The sequence below is a fragment of the Vibrio sp. HA2012 genome (assembly GCF_002812955.1).
Lineage (GTDB): Bacteria > Pseudomonadota > Gammaproteobacteria > Enterobacterales > Vibrionaceae > Vibrio.
In genome coordinates, this window is sequence record NZ_PFXK01000001.1 from 282,695 (window position 1) to 297,391 (window position 14,697).

Genomic DNA, 14,697 nt, shown 5'->3' on the forward strand with positions numbered 1-14,697 from the left:
GGTTCACCCTATACATGGCGGTTTTTTTGAGCCCACATGCCAATTACAATAAAGCATACTATGATGGCTGCAAACATCGTACCCGGCTCAGTGGTACGTAAAGTATGTGACAGATAAGGAGTGGCTTTTACAATAGCCAATCCATAACCAAAAGCATTCAGCAATATAAAAGCAGCCGTACGGATAATAAAGTGATAACCCGCCAGCAGTTTTCGCATTAACCGGTTAATTTCTCCACCAAACATAACCAGCAGACAAGCGACCAGTGCGGTAGAAATTTCACCGGTGTAGGGAAGGATATATCTGCCAGCGGGAGCCATAATCTCTAACATCGTTGATTACTCATTCATTTTGCCTGTTATTGATATTAACAAAAAAAAAGAAAAATAGGGAAGTTAGTGTGTTATTTTATTGTTGCTCACATGTTTCTTGCGTGTTTAATTTTCTCGAAATAAAAACAGTCAGAATATTTGATATGCCGTGTTTTGCGTACATAAGTGATACTTAACAATAAAGAAGTGTATAAATTGTGTTAAAAAATAGTATTTATATTCTATTTAATCTTATTTTTAATAAATAGAAAGATTTTTCGAATATATTCTCTTGCCAGAAATTAAAGCTTGGGCGATAGTAGTATTATGTCGTTGCCAGTATGTCGGGGGGCATAATGGAAAAACAACAAACTATTTCTGCTGTATTTGATTACACAACATTTCTTGGGGCGTCGAGTTGTAAAAAATGGACGTTCCTTGAAGTATTCAGTTCTGTAGTTCCTATATTTGGAACCATCCTGAATAAAAAAGTTCAGGAAGATGTGATTCCAGAAGAGAGATTATGGCAGCATGCGATGAATGAGTTATCGACTCAGGACAGTGATGTACATAACCTTATCCGCTTACTGGAACTGGCTAAGGCTGAGGGGATAGATGAATTGACTTTAATGATGCCTTACGATCTGGACAGCCAGCAACTGAACTTCATTTCTGCCAGAACACGCACACATATACATCAATCTGCGCAGGATGAATTTACTATTTATTTGTAAATATATCAGCGGATACTTATTTTTGAGTATTTACTTTATTGTTTATTTTGTAAATATAAATAAAAAAGGTTCATCAGGAATGAACCTTTGGGTTAATCGTTTTCGTGGTCAGTTAAGACAATATTTTATTAACTAAAATAATTATTGATAGATCACAATATACAATTTACTCAACAATCAGATCATAGTTGTCGCGTAAGATATCAATAATCTCTTGTTTAGGATTCTCGCTCAAAGCAATTTTCTTACCGGTGATCTTTTCGGCAATGCCCAGATAGACATCAGAAATTTTGCGGATTTCAGATGCCGGGAGTGCATTATCACGAGCCAGTCTCATGCGCTCGTTCATTCGCTCTTTATTCAGCAGAATATCCGGATCAGGGAAATGATTTAGCAGAAACTGGCGGAAGCCTTCTTTTGAGTTCTCTACGATATTACCGGTCTGGTATTCTTTCGCATCCCAGATACGGGAAGAATCAGGAGTACCGACTTCATCCATATAGATTAATTTTTCAACACCTTTTGCATCGGTTACATAACCGAACTCGAATTTGGTATCGACAAAGATTTGGTCAACTTTACCCAGCGCATCACTGATCACCTGAAAGCCTTCTTTCAGAAGTTTTTCATACAGGGAAATATCTTCCGCTTTATTGAAATTAAATGCTGCAAAGTTGTCTTCTATACTTTGGCGGGAGATATTGACATCATCCGCTTCAGGAACGCCGGGAATGCCTTTCAGAATGCCTTTTGTCGATGGTGTGATAAGCAGTTCCGGCAGTGATTTATCTTTTTCGAGACCTTCAGGAAGGTGGATACCACAAAATTCACGTTCACCTTTTGCATAGGAGCGCCACATAGAGCCGGTAATATATTTGCGGCAGATAGCTTCAATCATGACTGGCTTAGCTTTTTGTACAATCCAGATAAAAGGGTGGGGAATATCAAGGATATGACTGTCAGCCAGACCATTTTCCTGAAATAGTTTAAACCAGTGGTTGGAGATTGCATTCAGTGCGGCACCTTTACCCGGTACACCTTTGAGGCCGTTTTCACCATGCCAGATACAGTCAAAGGCAGAAATCCGGTCACTGATGACCATAATCGCCAGAGGAGCATCAGGGGCAACATTGTAGCCTTTTTCTTTGATCAGTCGTTGACTGTCTTCTGCGGTCAGCCAGTAAACGGAACGCACCTTCCCGCTATGTACAGGTTTATCTGTACGGATTGGAAGATCATCATTTACGGCAAGAACTTGGTCGGCGAGGCTCATTTCAGGATTCCTTCTCTTCATACGCTAACGGGCGCATCATACCAGAACTTTGTAAAGTCTCCAGATAAAAAGGCAAACGTTTGCTCTGGCGTTTGCCGCACGTAAAAACTTTCCCGTCAACTGGTGATCCTGAGGTTACTTAACTTGATTAATTAATGGTATGTTCGTGAACAAGTATTCCGGGCAACAAAAAAGACTTCACAATGATGTTGTCTGGCTATCTGTTCAATGACGTGCCGGCTGCTGGCAGAAAGCTGGTCACTGGCAATAATAGCACTGGCAGTACCGGCCTTGATGGCTTTAATCACAATCTCTTCTTCTGAAAGGCTGGAGGAGTGTTTGATCTGGATGATGTTGTTACAGTTAATATGATAACGTGACAGCTCTTCATAGGAAGGTCTCGGGCATTCAGAAGTGAATAGAACCCATTGTTTTTTATGAGATAGCAGCGCTAAACGATCCGACAAAAGCGAAACAGATGAAGAAAAGCCGTTTGTTGTGTTTACCTGAAGCATATTAACTGTCCTTATATACATACTGTATGAATTAACAGTATGTTGTTTTGGACAGATATGCAAGCTTTTTTTGCTGAAAATAACAGCAGTTTTATTCAGGAAGTGGAACAGTGAAGGGAAAAGTTCTGTAGTACAAAATGGTACCAACAGACGATGCTAAGGGGAAAACAGCTTCTCTGATGAAAGTCAGCTGTTTTTTTTGTATTTAGAGATCAGTTTTACTGCCGCATTAAGACGTTGCATCTCACTGCTGCTACCACCGGCATCAGGGTGATAAATCCGGCAAAGTTTTTTGTACCTAAGTTTTAAGGTGTTGTCGTCCGGAAGATTATCCGGAGAATAGCCCAGTACGGCACAAGCAGTATTCAGTCTGGACTCTTTGCCCTGTTGCTGCTCTTTCTGTAACTGAGTATGCATTTTTACCATTTGTTTCTGCTGGAGGTTATGTTTTTTGCTGAGTTGATGAAGTTGTCGTGTCAGGCGGGCGGTATCCGATTTCAGTTTGTAAATGTGCTGACTTTCCTTCTGGCGGCGTGATCTTTTTACTACGGTGTACAGCAAGGCAAACAGTAGTACGGTTACAATGATGATGATGTCTGTCCGGATAGCATTATACTGCTCAGGCGGGGGAGATATTGGCTGTGGAATGTGGCTGTCATCAGAAGCGAGATCAAGCTGTTGAATTGCTGAAATTTGTCTGGCTCTGCGTTGGTTAAATTGCAGTTCCAGAACGCGGGAATAGGCCTCTTCCGCCTGAGGGTAGTGATGCTCTGCAGCTATCTGATACCAAACGGACGCCTGAATCAGATCCGGTGTCGGTTGTTGCTTTTCAAACCACAGTCCCAGTTCATATTGAGCCTGATTATTGCCAGTGGCGGCAGCCCGGGTATACCAATAGAGTATTTGCTGGGTATTTTTTTTCAGCCCGTCTTTTTGATAAGCATGAGCGAGTTCAAGTTGCGCCTGAATGTCTCCATTTTCTGCCTTATTTTGTACTTTATCTAAAGGTTCAGATCGGGTAGGCAGAGAAACAAAAAGTATCATGACGGATAACAGTATTACTATCGGGCGAGAAAAGTGAAAACGAGGATCGTTCATGATACTGGCTCTGTCAGGTTTTTTGTTTCAGCCTTTTTGAAGGCTGAGACCCATCTATAGGGCGGTTTACCGATATCTTTCGTCCTTTTTTCAGGCCGACTTCATAGTCTGCGGTCAGGTTTTTCATCGCTTCTTTTAATTGTTTCTTGAAGGTTTCCCTGTCGATGTTTTTGAATTCACGGTCAATATAGTTATTGATTTTGTTATTGGAGTCATCGTCTGGTGCAATTTCCGGTAGCTTTTCCAGTGCACCTTCGACCCAGCCGGAGACGAATGAATTTACTCTGCGGGTAACTTCAGCACTGCTGGTTCCTGAACCGGCAAAGCTGTTCCGGAACTGTCCGGTATGCTCATTCATTTCTCTGTAGATAATATCGAATGCAAAAGCAGCAAAAATCGCCCGGTCTGCTTCACCGATAAATTCTGCCCGCTTCAGTCCCTTATGATTGACCAACACGGCCTCAACCCCAAACTTTGTGTTGATTCCACGTATAACTCTTAATAGGGTAGAGCTGATGTGCGCAGGCAGCAAGTGTGTCGATTTGGTTTTACCCATTTTGATAAACTCAATATCATCTTTGTCCAGACCATATTTAAGCATCAGCCTGTGAGCCATCCTGATCGCCTGAGCGGCTTCGTTCACATTTGCTGAATTACCGAGTTCCAGGCACTTGGCAATTTTTTTCAGGGCTTTTTGTTTATCTATCGACATAATTACTGACTTTCAGATTTCTTCACTGGGGTGAGAAAAGTCAGCCATTTTACCGTTATCCACGAGTAAGCTCAAGGTGTACAGTGGTTTTTGTTTTTTAATTTATTGATATATAAATAAAAAAAGCTGCCAATAAGCAGCTTTAGGGGGTGAGTGTCTGTGTGGTTAAATGCCCAGTTCATCCAGCAGACTGTCCGCTGCACTCATGGAGATAGCATCTTCTTTCATGGCTTCAGTAGCGGCAAGTTTCATGCGTTCGGCTTCAAGAATCGCGTCCGGGCTTTCATCTTCTTCGATGTCAAAATCTTCCAACTGGATAAATTCTGTTTTATCCATCGCCAGCTCTAGATAGAAAATATTATTTTTCTCTGTAGAGAAAGTGACACGGCGAGCTTGAGGTCGATCCAGATTGGTATCTACCGAAAGCTGAACCTGTTTGGTGATTGCTAACATTTTGGGCTGGTTTTGGGTGATATTAGTTTTTAAATCTTTACGGATTTTATTGGTAAAGTCTCCAACCAGCTGGTTCATTAACTCTCCCAGAACATCGCCAACTTCATCTGAAGTATGAAGGATAGCCAGTTCTTCTTCAGGCATTCCCATGTTGCGCATGTAATTGGAATAAACTTCCAGAGCAGCCTGAGATGTAAAATTGATAACAACCAGTCCGGAAAAGCCGCCGTCAAACAGAACAAAACAGCCGAAGTCCGGGCGTAGACAAGTTTTATTGATTTTTTGCACCATGGCGGAATAAGTTGTTCTTGAGCCGGTTGCTTCTGTTAGTACAGAAGAAACAGACTGGCAGAGTTTCAGTAAAATATCATCAGTCGTGACAACGCGATTTTTTTTCATTTTTTTACCACTTACGAAAGAACGTGCGCTCATTATGAATAAAAACACGCATCGGGTCATTAAATTTGATGGGCATTTTTGTTTTTCTCAAATGACAAATGTTGTAAAGTGACCGCAATCATAAAAATGCAATTACTCAGAATGTATTGAACCCAGGCTGACAGGGATCAGCGCTATTGGGAGCAGGAAGCAGAATGTTACCAAGACTTGAACTCCAGACAGATATTGATCCGGTTGTGATTAAATATCTTGATGAACTTTCTTATGCCGGTTTTTCCGGTGATATCGAAACTCAATATTCCAGCCGGCTGGCTGTTGCCACGGATAACTCCGTCTATCAACAACTGCCTCAAGCCGTCATTCATCCCAGAACAACAGAGGATGTTGTTCTTATCGGTAAAATCAGTGCTAAACCCGAATATGAACGGGTGACCTTTTCTGCCCGTGGTGGCGGTACGGGGACTAATGGGCAGGCACTGACCCGCGGCATCGTTGTTGACTTGTCCAGACACATGAATAAGGTACTGGAAGTGAATGCCGAAGAAGGCTGGGTTCGGGTTCAGGCTGGTATCATTAAAGATCAGCTGAATGATGCGGTTCGTCAGTACGGGCTATTTTTTTCTCCTGAGCTTTCAACCAGTAACCGTGCAACCTTAGGCGGTATGATCAATACGGATGCATCGGGGCAAGGCTCTCTGGCGTACGGTAAAACGTCAGATCATGTATTGTCAATTCAGGCCGTGTTTGCAGACGGTTCTGTCTATGAAACGGATAATTCATCCGGTCAGCCCGTTGAGGGTGAACTCGCTTATACGGCGCTGCAGATAACGCAATCTGTCTGTACAGAAAAACGTCAACAGATCCTGGCGAAGTTCCCTCCGCTTAACCGTTTCCTTACCGGATATGATTTGAAGAATGCTCTGAGTGATGACGGCGAATTTAATCTGACGCGCGTGCTGTGTGGTTCAGAAGGTTCGCTGGCCTTTGTCACAGAAGCAAAACTGAATCTTACTCCCATTCCTAACGTCCGGACGTTGGTCAATATCAAATACAACAGCTTTGATGCGGCGCTGAGAAATGCTCCTCTAATGGTCGCTGCGAATGCACTGTCTGTGGAAACTATTGACTCAAAAGTGCTGAATCTGGCGAAGCAGGATATTGTCTGGCATACCGTCAGTGAGCTGATCACTGATGTACCTGATAAAAATATGCAGGGGATCAATATCGTTGAGTATGCTGGACAGGATGAAGCTGAAATCAGCCAACAAGTCGGTGCGTTGACCGAACGGCTGGAACAGATGGTTGAAAAAGAAGAAGCCGGTATCATTGGCTATCAGGTCTGTGACGATCTATCGAGTATCAACAAAATTTATGCCATGCGTAAAAAAGCGGTAGGCTTGCTTGGGGCGGCAGAAGGAAAAGCTAAACCGGTTCCTTTCACTGAAGATACGTGTGTGCCACCGGAAAATCTGGCCGATTTTATTGCTGAGTTCCGTACACTTCTGGACAGTAAGAATCTTCAATACGGTATGTTTGGCCATGTTGATGCCGGTGTGCTGCATGTGCGTCCTGCATTGGATATGTGTGATCCTGCACAGGAGATGCTGATGCAGGAGATTTCTGACCGGGTTGTGGCTCTGGTATCAAAATACGGTGGTCTGATGTGGGGCGAACACGGTAAAGGATTCCGTTCAGAATACGGACCAGAGTTCTTTGGTGAAGAGCTGTTTACGGAACTGCGTCGGGTTAAAGCGGCTTTTGACCCGCAGAATAAGATGAACCCGGGTAAAATCTGTACTCCGCTAGACAGTAATGCCGAACTGGTCAAAGTTTCAGGTACCAAGAGAGCCCATTATGACCGGCAGATTGATGTTGAAGTCCGGGATAGCTTTAAGCAGGCGATGGAGTGCAACGGTAATGGGCTCTGCTTTAATTATGACACCAGTTCACCCATGTGTCCGTCAATGAAGATTACTGCTGATCGCCGGCATTCTCCCAAAGGACGGGCGGGACTTGTCCGCGAATGGTTGCGTCAGTTGTCAGAGAAAGGTATCGATATTCTGGATCTTGAGCAGCAGACTCTGGAGCGTACACCAACAATTAAGATGATGATTGAACGGGTACGTAATAGCCTGAATAAGCGCCATGAAGACGATTTTTCTCATGAGGTTTATGAAGCGATGAATGGATGTCTGGCTTGTAAGGCATGTGCAACACAGTGCCCGATTAAAGTGGATGTTCCCAGTTTTCGTTCGCGTTTTCTGAATATTTATCATACACGTTATCAGCGTCCGCCTAAGGACTATCTGGTGGCGAACATTGAAACTATGTTGCCACTGATGGCTAAAGCTCCCAAATTGGTCAATGCAGCAATATCGCAAAAGTGGGTAGAAGATCTGACCAAATGGTCAGTAGGGTATGTTAATACGCCTTTGCTTTCGGTTCCTACGCTTAAGCAGAGAGTTGCAACGCAAGAGATCCGTCAATTTGATCTGCAGGCTCTGAGTGCTCTTTCTCAGCAGGAACGTGATGAATATGTTCTGGTCGTTCAAGATCCGTTTACCAGTTATTATGATGCGGAAGTAGTGGATGATTTTATCTCATTGATCAAAAAAGTGGGTAAAAAGCCGGTTCTGCTGCCGTTTAGACCCAATGGTAAGGCTCAGCATATTAAGGGTTTCCTGAAGCAGTTTGCCAAATCAGCGGAAAATACGGCGGCATTTTTATCACAACTGGCTGAACTTAATATACCTATGGTCGGCGTTGATCCGGCAATGGTACTTTGTTACCGGGATGAATATACCGAAATTCTGGGTGCCCGGCGTGGTCAGTTTGATGTGTTAATGGTACATGAGTGGATGTTGGATAAACTGGATACGTTTAAGATCAAAGGTCCTTCTTCCGAACCGCCGTGGTATCTGTTTGCACATTGTACAGAAAAAACGAAATTACCGAATGCAGAAAAAGAGTGGGTCACTATTTTTAAATTTTTTGGCGGAGTTCTTGAACCTGTGTCTGTCGGATGTTGCGGTATGGCAGGAACATTTGGTCATGAAGCGGATAAGCTACAGATGTCTCGTGATATTTATGACCTCAGTTGGGAACCTAACCTGCAAAAATTGCCTAAAGAACGCTGTCTGGTCACCGGATATTCATGCCGTAGTCAGGTAAAACGGTTTGAGGAGGCCAAACTGAAGCATCCTCTGCAGGCTTTGCTGATACTGCTTGGCTGACGATGAGGATTGTCGAACTGAAAATCCCACCGGTATTTTTGTTTATTGCTACTGGTGGGGTGATGTACGGACTGCATGCTGTCGGGTTGAGTTTATTTGTTCCCTTTCCGATGCGATTTGTTTTTTTTGCTGTTTGCTTTTTTGCCAGCGGCATTTTCGGACTAGGGGGCATTTATGAGTTCAGGAAGCATAAAACGTCGGTACATCCGGTTGACTTGCATAAGGCTGTAAAGGTGGTCGATTCCGGTATGTTCAGCTTTTCACGCAACCCCATGTATGTCGGCTTACTGCTTCTGCTGACAGGCTATGCGTATTATCTTCAGGATTTAATCAGTGTTGGCTTGTGTGGATTATTTGTATGGTATATGAACCGGTTCCAGATCACTCCGGAAGAGCGGCATCTTGAACAGAAATTTGGTCAGGAATATCTGGATTATAAACAGAAGGTAAGAAGGTGGTTCTAGTGACCACCTTGTTCTTTATTTAAGCGGCAGAGGCTATTTGTTCCAGAAATGCATTTTTGCGTTCGTGGAAAAGACAAACTAACGCATCGACGGTATCTTGATCATAAGGCTTCAGGCCGCTGGCTATCATGCGTTTTTTACCACTTCCAATGACAAGGTCGTTTTCTTTAAAAGCAAAGTTCATGGTAACGACTCCGCGCTTGCCTTCTACATCAAAGGTCGAGCCTGTATATTCTATTTCCGGATGTGTCATATCCAGACGTTCAAATTCAATTTCCATGCTTTCGTAAATAACCAGCGGGCGCTGGCCATTGATCATGACTTGTTGCTCTTCCATCAGAGGAACCATTATGTGTGGAAAGTTCATTCCGGAGAACTGTACGTAATTAGTCACTACATGCTCTATAAAGGCTGGGTCATAACTACGTTCGCCTTCCCGGGACATACTCAGGTACTCTTTACCGCTTTCATCAATAAGCGCACTTTCTTTTTCACACCGGTTTTCAACTTTCAGGCTGACTCCATCCGTCACCATGCCGGAAAAGGCGAAGCTCATCTTTTGGCTGATGCCTTCGGTCTTAAGCAGCACAGCAAAAAGAAGATCGCCCGGTACACAAAAACGTTTACTGTCTTCATCGTGGATAGGGTTGAAGTCACCTGCAACCTTCTTGGCAAAGTGGCTTGCCTGTTGACGTGTAAACAGGATTTGTTCGTTTTCGTTTGAAAAATAAGAAGTTAGAAACATGATTCTCTTTCTGTAGCCAAAACTGTGCTGAATTATATACAAAGTCATGACATAAATGGTCTATCCAGTGCGATTTATTTCGTTTTTTTACACGCGGACTAAACTTTAGGGCTACACTTAAAAAGTTAATAAATGGTTAACATGCAGAAAATTGTCAACCGAAAAGGATAAAAATTATGGCTAGGAAATTTACCCGCATTGAGTTTGAAGATGGTAGTGTTGTTGTAGTCAAAACTGCAGGCAGTGCCAGCAATAGCGATGAATACATGGTCGAGGGCAATCAGGTATCAAGCTGGGGATTTAATACCTGTTTCGAAAACATTTCTTATGGCAATCTGGTCAGCCGTGTCATTGATAATACAGGCAAGAGAGTCGTCAGAACGGTTTCTCATTCCATAAAATAGCTGTGGGGCTTGAGTTCTGAACGGAACGAATCATTAAAAATACAAGGGAAGCCGGTTGGCTTCCCTTTTTCGTTTGTAGTGAACCGCTTTCAGTAATGAGTAAAGAGACAAAACAAGGTGTAAGGACAGAAGCCGGTTTATTTCAGATAACCTGAATCACGCATTTGTTTAGAGACCTGAGCCTGAGATTGCTTGAGAGCTTCATTTACACTTATATTCCCCCGCAGTACTTCAGCTATATTTTCCCCGACCAGACTGCCGATACCGACGAATTCCGGTATCCCGACATACTGAACGCCCACATACGGAACCTGCGTCTGTGTCTGTGCTTTTATACTGACGTTTTTCAGTGCATTTAATACAAACGGTGCAAAAGGTGCTTTTTGCTGGTATTCCGCCGTTGAGTAGGTTGAAAGACGAGTTCCCGGAGGCACTGAAATCCAGCCGGAGTTTTTGGCAACACGTTGAATATATTCTCTGGATGTTGCCCAGTGGATAAATGTCATGGCTGCATCTTTATTGACTGAGGATTTGGGAATAGCAAGCGCCCATGACCACAGCCAGTTAGCCGGTCTGATATTCTTCGGCGCAGCAGCGAAACCGACTTTATCTGCAACAGATGAAAAATCAGGGTTATATAATTGTCCGGCGGCAACAGTAACATCTACCCATATTGCACAATGTCCCTGAGCAAACAGGTTCAGATTTTCCAGATAGCCATTTTGAACACTATCTGGAGGGCCGTATTGCGAGATAAGCGTGACATAATAGTTTAATGCCGTCTCCCATTCCGGGGTTGTTAACTGAGGCTCCCATTTCTGGTTAAACCATTGCCCTCCAAAAGCATTGACAAAAGAGGTAACGATGCTGGTGTTCTGCCCCCAGTCAGCTTTTCCTCTCAGGCATATCCCATATGTGCTGTTTTCCGGAGAATGCAGTTGTTGTGAAAATTTCTGAATGTCTGCAAATGTCGGCTGAGAAGGCATATGTATACCTGCGAGCTTAAACAGATCCTTACGGTAATAAGTCATAATGCTCTCGGCATAAAATGGAGCAGCGTATAATTTATTTCTATAAGAAAGGGCTTCTCTCAGTGCTGGGAGAATATCTTCCGGCTGGTAATCATCAGGGAGCGTATCTAATGGCGTAAGCCAGTGTTTTTCTGCCCAGATAGGTACTTCGTAGTTGCCTATCGTCATCACATCAAAATGTGCTTCAGAGAGGGCCAGGTCGCTCAGCAGTCTGTGTCTGAGCACATATTCTTCCATTTCTTGCCATTCGAGTTTGATTCCGGGGTGTTGCTGCTCAAACTCATCGGACAGAGAACGCATAATTCTCATATCGGGATTATTTACGGTACCTATCGTCAGATGAACACTATCGTCGTGAACGGTACTACCGGGCAGCAATCCATGGCGAACCCTGATATTGTGTAATGTACCGTCTTTTTGCATTCCGTTCAGACCACGGTTAAATGCAGTGGACAGAGTGTCACTGATCCCTGAAAATTTTGAAAATGCGATATGGAATTTTTCTTCAGATAATTCGGGTCGGACAAACTCTAATCTTCCGATGTAGTGTGGGCGTTTATCTATCATCAGCTTTGCTGCTGTATATTTATCGATTAAAGCAAAATTGACTCGTCCTGCATACAACATGTCCAGACTTTGCAAATCCCGATCAACTTTGATTAGTTTTATATCGGGAAACAAGTTGATGAGTGGCAGCAAACCGCTGTCCCGTACTAATGCGACCCGCAAATTTGCCAGAGTCTGTAACTTTTCCATCAGGCTATGAACCGTATATATCGCATAAGGAAAATGGTCTTCCTTTCGTTTCAACAATCCAACACTTCCTCCGGGAAAAGGTGCCGACATAATGAATTCTTTATCGATCCTGTCACCGGGGTATACCGGAACGATACCATCCAGTTTTAATTTTGGCAGCAGAGCCTTTGCCCTTGCCCATGGATAAAAAACAAGCTCAGTTGTATATCCCTCACGCCGGAAGGCTTCAGAGACGATATCACTAACATAGCCGTTGTTTGGTAGATTTTGGCCGATATAGGGTTCTCGTTCCCCAGTGACCAGATGGACAGTCTTGCTCTGTGCAGACGTGGAAGGAATGAAAAGCATCAGGAGTAACATACAACACGCTTTGTTTATTGGCATACATTCCTCCTTAAATATTTAAGTAAGTATAGTCGGAGAAAAAGATCTTACATGCGTTGTGGTAAATACCCGAGCCAGTGAATTTTATATAAATTAATGTTATAAGGTAGCGGTTTTGTGTTCCATCAGATACAATGCGCAACGTCACAAATCATAAGGTTAATTCGCGTTACTTCATTCTTTTCTCTGATTATAAGTGCGTAGGTATTCCTGAATTTGTACCAAATTGTAATTGGGTGATTCTGGTTTACTTCTAATTTTATGATTTTTCTGACAAAATAAACTAACCATGTGTTGCTTGGTGTAAGTCACAGCTAGATTTTTAGCAAAATTCCACCCCTAAATAATCCATTCAAAATCATTCAGATTATTCATTAAAATCAATTTGTTACATAGATTATAGGCTAAGATTTTAATCTGATAACTTGTGTTTTATTCGATTTTTTTCACTTGCATTCAAAAAAAATTTGTACCAAATTTGTACCAAATATTTTTGGTACAACAATTAGGGAAAACATGTCTTTCACCGATGCTTGGCTTAGAGCTACTAACGGTAAGCCATACAAAGGAAAAGCTGAGATTACCTATCGTAATGGTGTTGGTGTTCGTGTCAGCCCGAAAGGTAAGATCACTTGGATCTATCGTGCTCTTGTAAATGGCAAGCCCATAAAAATGAAAATAGGCGAGTACCCGGGTATGAAAATATCAGGTGCTATGGGTGCTGCTGAAAAATTAATTGAAGATACGAAACGAGGCGTTGATCCTCGCGCTGGCATTCAATCAAAGAAAAGTCCAGTTACTATCAATTACGTCATTGACTACTGGTTAGAAAACCATGCCAAACGAAATGTGAAGCAATGGCCAGCACTTGAAAAAATGTTTAGAACCGATATTTCAAAGACGTTGGGTAACTGCTTGGTTTCAGAACTGGAATTAGTAGACTACTTAAATGCGTTTGCTCAAGCCCGTAAGCGAGTAAGCGAAAAACATGCAGCAAACCTGATGGCGAGATTCAAAACGGTTCTGTCATACGCTGTACGCCATAGCCTTATTAAATTTAATCCTATTGCTGAATTGATTAAAACTGACGTTGGTAAGCCTGTAACAGCGAAAAAGAGCAAGCAATCTATAAATGCTGTGCGCCCACTATGGGAAGGTATCTCACAAATTCACATTCATGAAAGTAATAAAAACTTTTTACGCTTGATGATGATTTTTGCAAATAGGGCAAACGAACTAAGGCTTGCAAAGAAAAGTGATTTTGATTTGAATGAGATGATCTGGACCGTTCCGGAGGCCCATAATAAGACAAGAAAAAAAAATGGTGGGGAAATAAAAAGAGCCATACCGCCGTTGGCTTTAGAAGTGATTAAAAATCAGTTAATGCTATATCCGAACTTTAAGATTATGTTTCCGGCTGTAGCGATAGATGAAGATCGCCCAATGTCGGCTAACACTCCAGGTAATTTTGGTGAGAAACTTGCTGATTATATTCAGAGCAAAGGTTATCCGAGGACCACTAACCATGATATGCGCCGCACAGCTCGTAATATCTGGGAGCAAATAGGTATTCCATATCATGTTAGTGAAACAATGCTAGGCCACAAAGTCCATACAGGCGTTCAGGCGCACTATCTGGACTATGCGTACATTGATGAACAAAGAGAGGCGTATGCCAAATGGTGTGACATTATTCTAACGGGATCACCTGTCCAGGCTTAATCATTCCTTGCTCAACAGCCCAATCACGGAAGGCTGCGTATGGCCGGCAACCTTTCATGCCTGGAATCGGTTTCGGTAGTCCGAAATTGTGAGTCAGTCTCCATAGCGTAGGCTGGCTCACTCCGAGCAACTCTTTAATGCGAGAGTCTTTGATTATTAACGGTTCTGTGATTTCTGTATGATTGTTGGTCATGGTCATTACCTCAATAATTTTCCTCCTCCCTGATTCGTTATAGAAGAAGGATTCAATTTGTTTGTTGTGCTCTTCAAATTGGTCAGCAGGTATTTACTGCTTTGATTTAAAATAATAAATGATAATTTTGGACATGCTGAAGGAAATCGAGTTTTAGTTACTTTTGCGGAACAGATTAGTTTTTGGCGACTGTGAACTTCTGTTTAATTGGGTGTTTTCCTCAGGGTTTTCTGAGGCATCATTAGTTAGGGAGCAGTACATCCGGATAAC

Annotated in this window: 15 protein-coding genes; 6 read left to right on the top strand and 9 right to left on the bottom strand. The window is 42.7% G+C overall.

All coding sequences use genetic code 11. The features are described 5' to 3' along the window. Positions 1-8: 8 nt before the first annotated feature. Complete coding sequence (locus CSW98_RS01245) at positions 9-332, bottom strand: DUF3392 domain-containing protein (protein WP_100798631.1); 324 nt, start codon at positions 330-332, stop codon at positions 9-11. Between the two features lie 335 nt (positions 333-667). Between CSW98_RS01245 and CSW98_RS01250 the strand changes: the two genes are divergently transcribed. After that, positions 668-1,045: a transporter gene (locus CSW98_RS01250; protein ID WP_232733458.1), complete on the top strand. Its 378-nt coding sequence runs from the start codon at positions 668-670 to the stop codon at positions 1,043-1,045. Between the two features lie 166 nt (positions 1,046-1,211). On the opposite strand, the gene CSW98_RS01255 is transcribed toward CSW98_RS01250, so the two are convergent. The 5 genes from CSW98_RS01255 to CSW98_RS01275 form a co-directional block, all read right to left on the bottom strand. Continuing rightward, positions 1,212-2,318, bottom strand: coding sequence for a phosphoribosylaminoimidazolesuccinocarboxamide synthase (locus CSW98_RS01255; protein ID WP_100798633.1), 1,107 nt, complete (start codon positions 2,316-2,318; stop codon positions 1,212-1,214). Positions 2,319-2,470: 152 nt separating this feature from the next. Continuing rightward, positions 2,471-2,833: a hypothetical protein gene (locus CSW98_RS01260; protein WP_100798634.1), complete on the bottom strand. Its 363-nt coding sequence runs from the start codon at positions 2,831-2,833 to the stop codon at positions 2,471-2,473. A gap of 186 nt (positions 2,834-3,019) precedes the next feature. Next, entirely contained in the window at positions 3,020-3,931 is a 912-nt protein-coding gene (locus CSW98_RS01265) for a J domain-containing protein (protein ID WP_100798635.1), read from the bottom strand. Positions 3,932-3,944: 13 nt separating this feature from the next. Continuing rightward, positions 3,945-4,637 carry a DUF2786 domain-containing protein gene (locus CSW98_RS01270; RefSeq protein ID WP_100799137.1) on the bottom strand — a complete coding sequence of 231 codons (693 nt, stop codon included), beginning with the start codon at positions 4,635-4,637 and terminating at the stop codon, positions 3,945-3,947. Positions 4,638-4,808: 171 nt separating this feature from the next. Beyond that, a complete protein-coding gene (locus CSW98_RS01275) occupies positions 4,809-5,495 on the bottom strand; it encodes a DUF3334 family protein (protein WP_100798636.1) in 687 nt (228 codons plus the stop codon). A gap of 194 nt (positions 5,496-5,689) precedes the next feature. Here CSW98_RS01275 and ydiJ point away from each other — a divergent pair, with 194 nt between their 5' ends. Both ydiJ and CSW98_RS01285 read left to right on the top strand, forming a co-directional pair. Next, positions 5,690-8,728: a D-2-hydroxyglutarate dehydrogenase YdiJ gene (gene ydiJ / locus CSW98_RS01280; protein WP_100798637.1), complete on the top strand. Its 3,039-nt coding sequence runs from the start codon at positions 5,690-5,692 to the stop codon at positions 8,726-8,728. Positions 8,729-8,730: 2 nt separating this feature from the next. Then, positions 8,731-9,192 carry a methyltransferase family protein gene (locus CSW98_RS01285; RefSeq protein WP_100798638.1) on the top strand — a complete coding sequence of 154 codons (462 nt, stop codon included), beginning with the start codon at positions 8,731-8,733 and terminating at the stop codon, positions 9,190-9,192. Between the two features lie 19 nt (positions 9,193-9,211). Here CSW98_RS01285 and CSW98_RS01290 read toward each other — a convergent pair whose 3' ends face one another. Then, a complete protein-coding gene (locus tag CSW98_RS01290; RefSeq protein ID WP_100798639.1) occupies positions 9,212-9,937 on the bottom strand; it encodes a DUF3581 domain-containing protein in 726 nt (241 codons plus the stop codon). A 176-nt stretch (positions 9,938-10,113) separates the two neighbouring features. On the opposite strand from CSW98_RS01290, the gene CSW98_RS01295 reads away from it, so the two are divergent. Beyond that, positions 10,114-10,341 (top strand): hypothetical protein, encoded by a 228-nt coding sequence (locus tag CSW98_RS01295; protein WP_100798640.1) that lies wholly within the window; start codon positions 10,114-10,116, stop codon positions 10,339-10,341. Between the two features lie 137 nt (positions 10,342-10,478). Here the strand turns inward: CSW98_RS01295 and CSW98_RS01300 are convergent, their stop codons facing one another. Beyond that, positions 10,479-12,512: an extracellular solute-binding protein gene (locus CSW98_RS01300; RefSeq protein ID WP_157810305.1), complete on the bottom strand. Its 2,034-nt coding sequence runs from the start codon at positions 12,510-12,512 to the stop codon at positions 10,479-10,481. Positions 12,513-13,028: 516 nt separating this feature from the next. On the opposite strand from CSW98_RS01300, the gene CSW98_RS01305 reads away from it, so the two are divergent. Further along, complete coding sequence (locus tag CSW98_RS01305; protein WP_100798641.1) at positions 13,029-14,234, top strand: tyrosine-type recombinase/integrase; 1,206 nt, start codon at positions 13,029-13,031, stop codon at positions 14,232-14,234. Here CSW98_RS01305 and CSW98_RS01310 read toward each other — a convergent pair. Next, positions 14,203-14,427 carry a hypothetical protein gene (locus CSW98_RS01310; protein ID WP_198517250.1) on the bottom strand — a complete coding sequence of 75 codons (225 nt, stop codon included), beginning with the start codon at positions 14,425-14,427 and terminating at the stop codon, positions 14,203-14,205. The two genes, CSW98_RS01305 and CSW98_RS01310, sit on opposite strands and share 32 nt — an antisense overlap. A 114-nt stretch (positions 14,428-14,541) precedes the next feature. On the opposite strand from CSW98_RS01310, the gene CSW98_RS17845 reads away from it, so the two are divergent. Next, positions 14,542-14,622 (top strand): hypothetical protein, encoded by an 81-nt coding sequence (locus CSW98_RS17845; protein ID WP_443083644.1) that lies wholly within the window; start codon positions 14,542-14,544, stop codon positions 14,620-14,622. The last annotated feature ends 75 nt before the right edge of the window (positions 14,623-14,697 follow it).

Bases quoted from the DNA above. Each gene is read 5' to 3' on its own strand.
- CSW98_RS01310 (WP_198517250.1), bottom strand. From the start codon at position 14,427: ATGACCAACAATCATACAGAAATCACAGAACCGTTAATAATCAAAGAC.
- CSW98_RS01285 (WP_100798638.1), top strand. From the start codon at position 8,731: ATGAGGATTGTCGAACTGAAAATCCCACCGGTATTTTTGTTTATTGCT.
- CSW98_RS01275 (WP_100798636.1), bottom strand. From the start codon at position 5,495: ATGAAAAAAAATCGCGTTGTCACGACTGATGATATTTTACTGAAACTC.
- CSW98_RS01255 (WP_100798633.1), bottom strand. From the start codon at position 2,318: ATGAGCCTCGCCGACCAAGTTCTTGCCGTAAATGATGATCTTCCAATC.
- CSW98_RS01290 (WP_100798639.1), bottom strand. From the start codon at position 9,937: ATGTTTCTAACTTCTTATTTTTCAAACGAAAACGAACAAATCCTGTTT.
- CSW98_RS01265 (WP_100798635.1), bottom strand. From the start codon at position 3,931: ATGAACGATCCTCGTTTTCACTTTTCTCGCCCGATAGTAATACTGTTA.
- CSW98_RS01250 (WP_232733458.1), top strand. From the start codon at position 668: ATGGAAAAACAACAAACTATTTCTGCTGTATTTGATTACACAACATTT.
- CSW98_RS01260 (WP_100798634.1), bottom strand. From the start codon at position 2,833: ATGCTTCAGGTAAACACAACAAACGGCTTTTCTTCATCTGTTTCGCTT.
- CSW98_RS01300 (WP_157810305.1), bottom strand. From the start codon at position 12,512: ATGCCAATAAACAAAGCGTGTTGTATGTTACTCCTGATGCTTTTCATT.
- CSW98_RS01245 (WP_100798631.1), bottom strand. From the start codon at position 332: ATGTTAGAGATTATGGCTCCCGCTGGCAGATATATCCTTCCCTACACC.
- CSW98_RS01305 (WP_100798641.1), top strand. From the start codon at position 13,029: ATGTCTTTCACCGATGCTTGGCTTAGAGCTACTAACGGTAAGCCATAC.
- ydiJ (WP_100798637.1), top strand. From the start codon at position 5,690: ATGTTACCAAGACTTGAACTCCAGACAGATATTGATCCGGTTGTGATT.
- CSW98_RS01295 (WP_100798640.1), top strand. From the start codon at position 10,114: ATGGCTAGGAAATTTACCCGCATTGAGTTTGAAGATGGTAGTGTTGTT.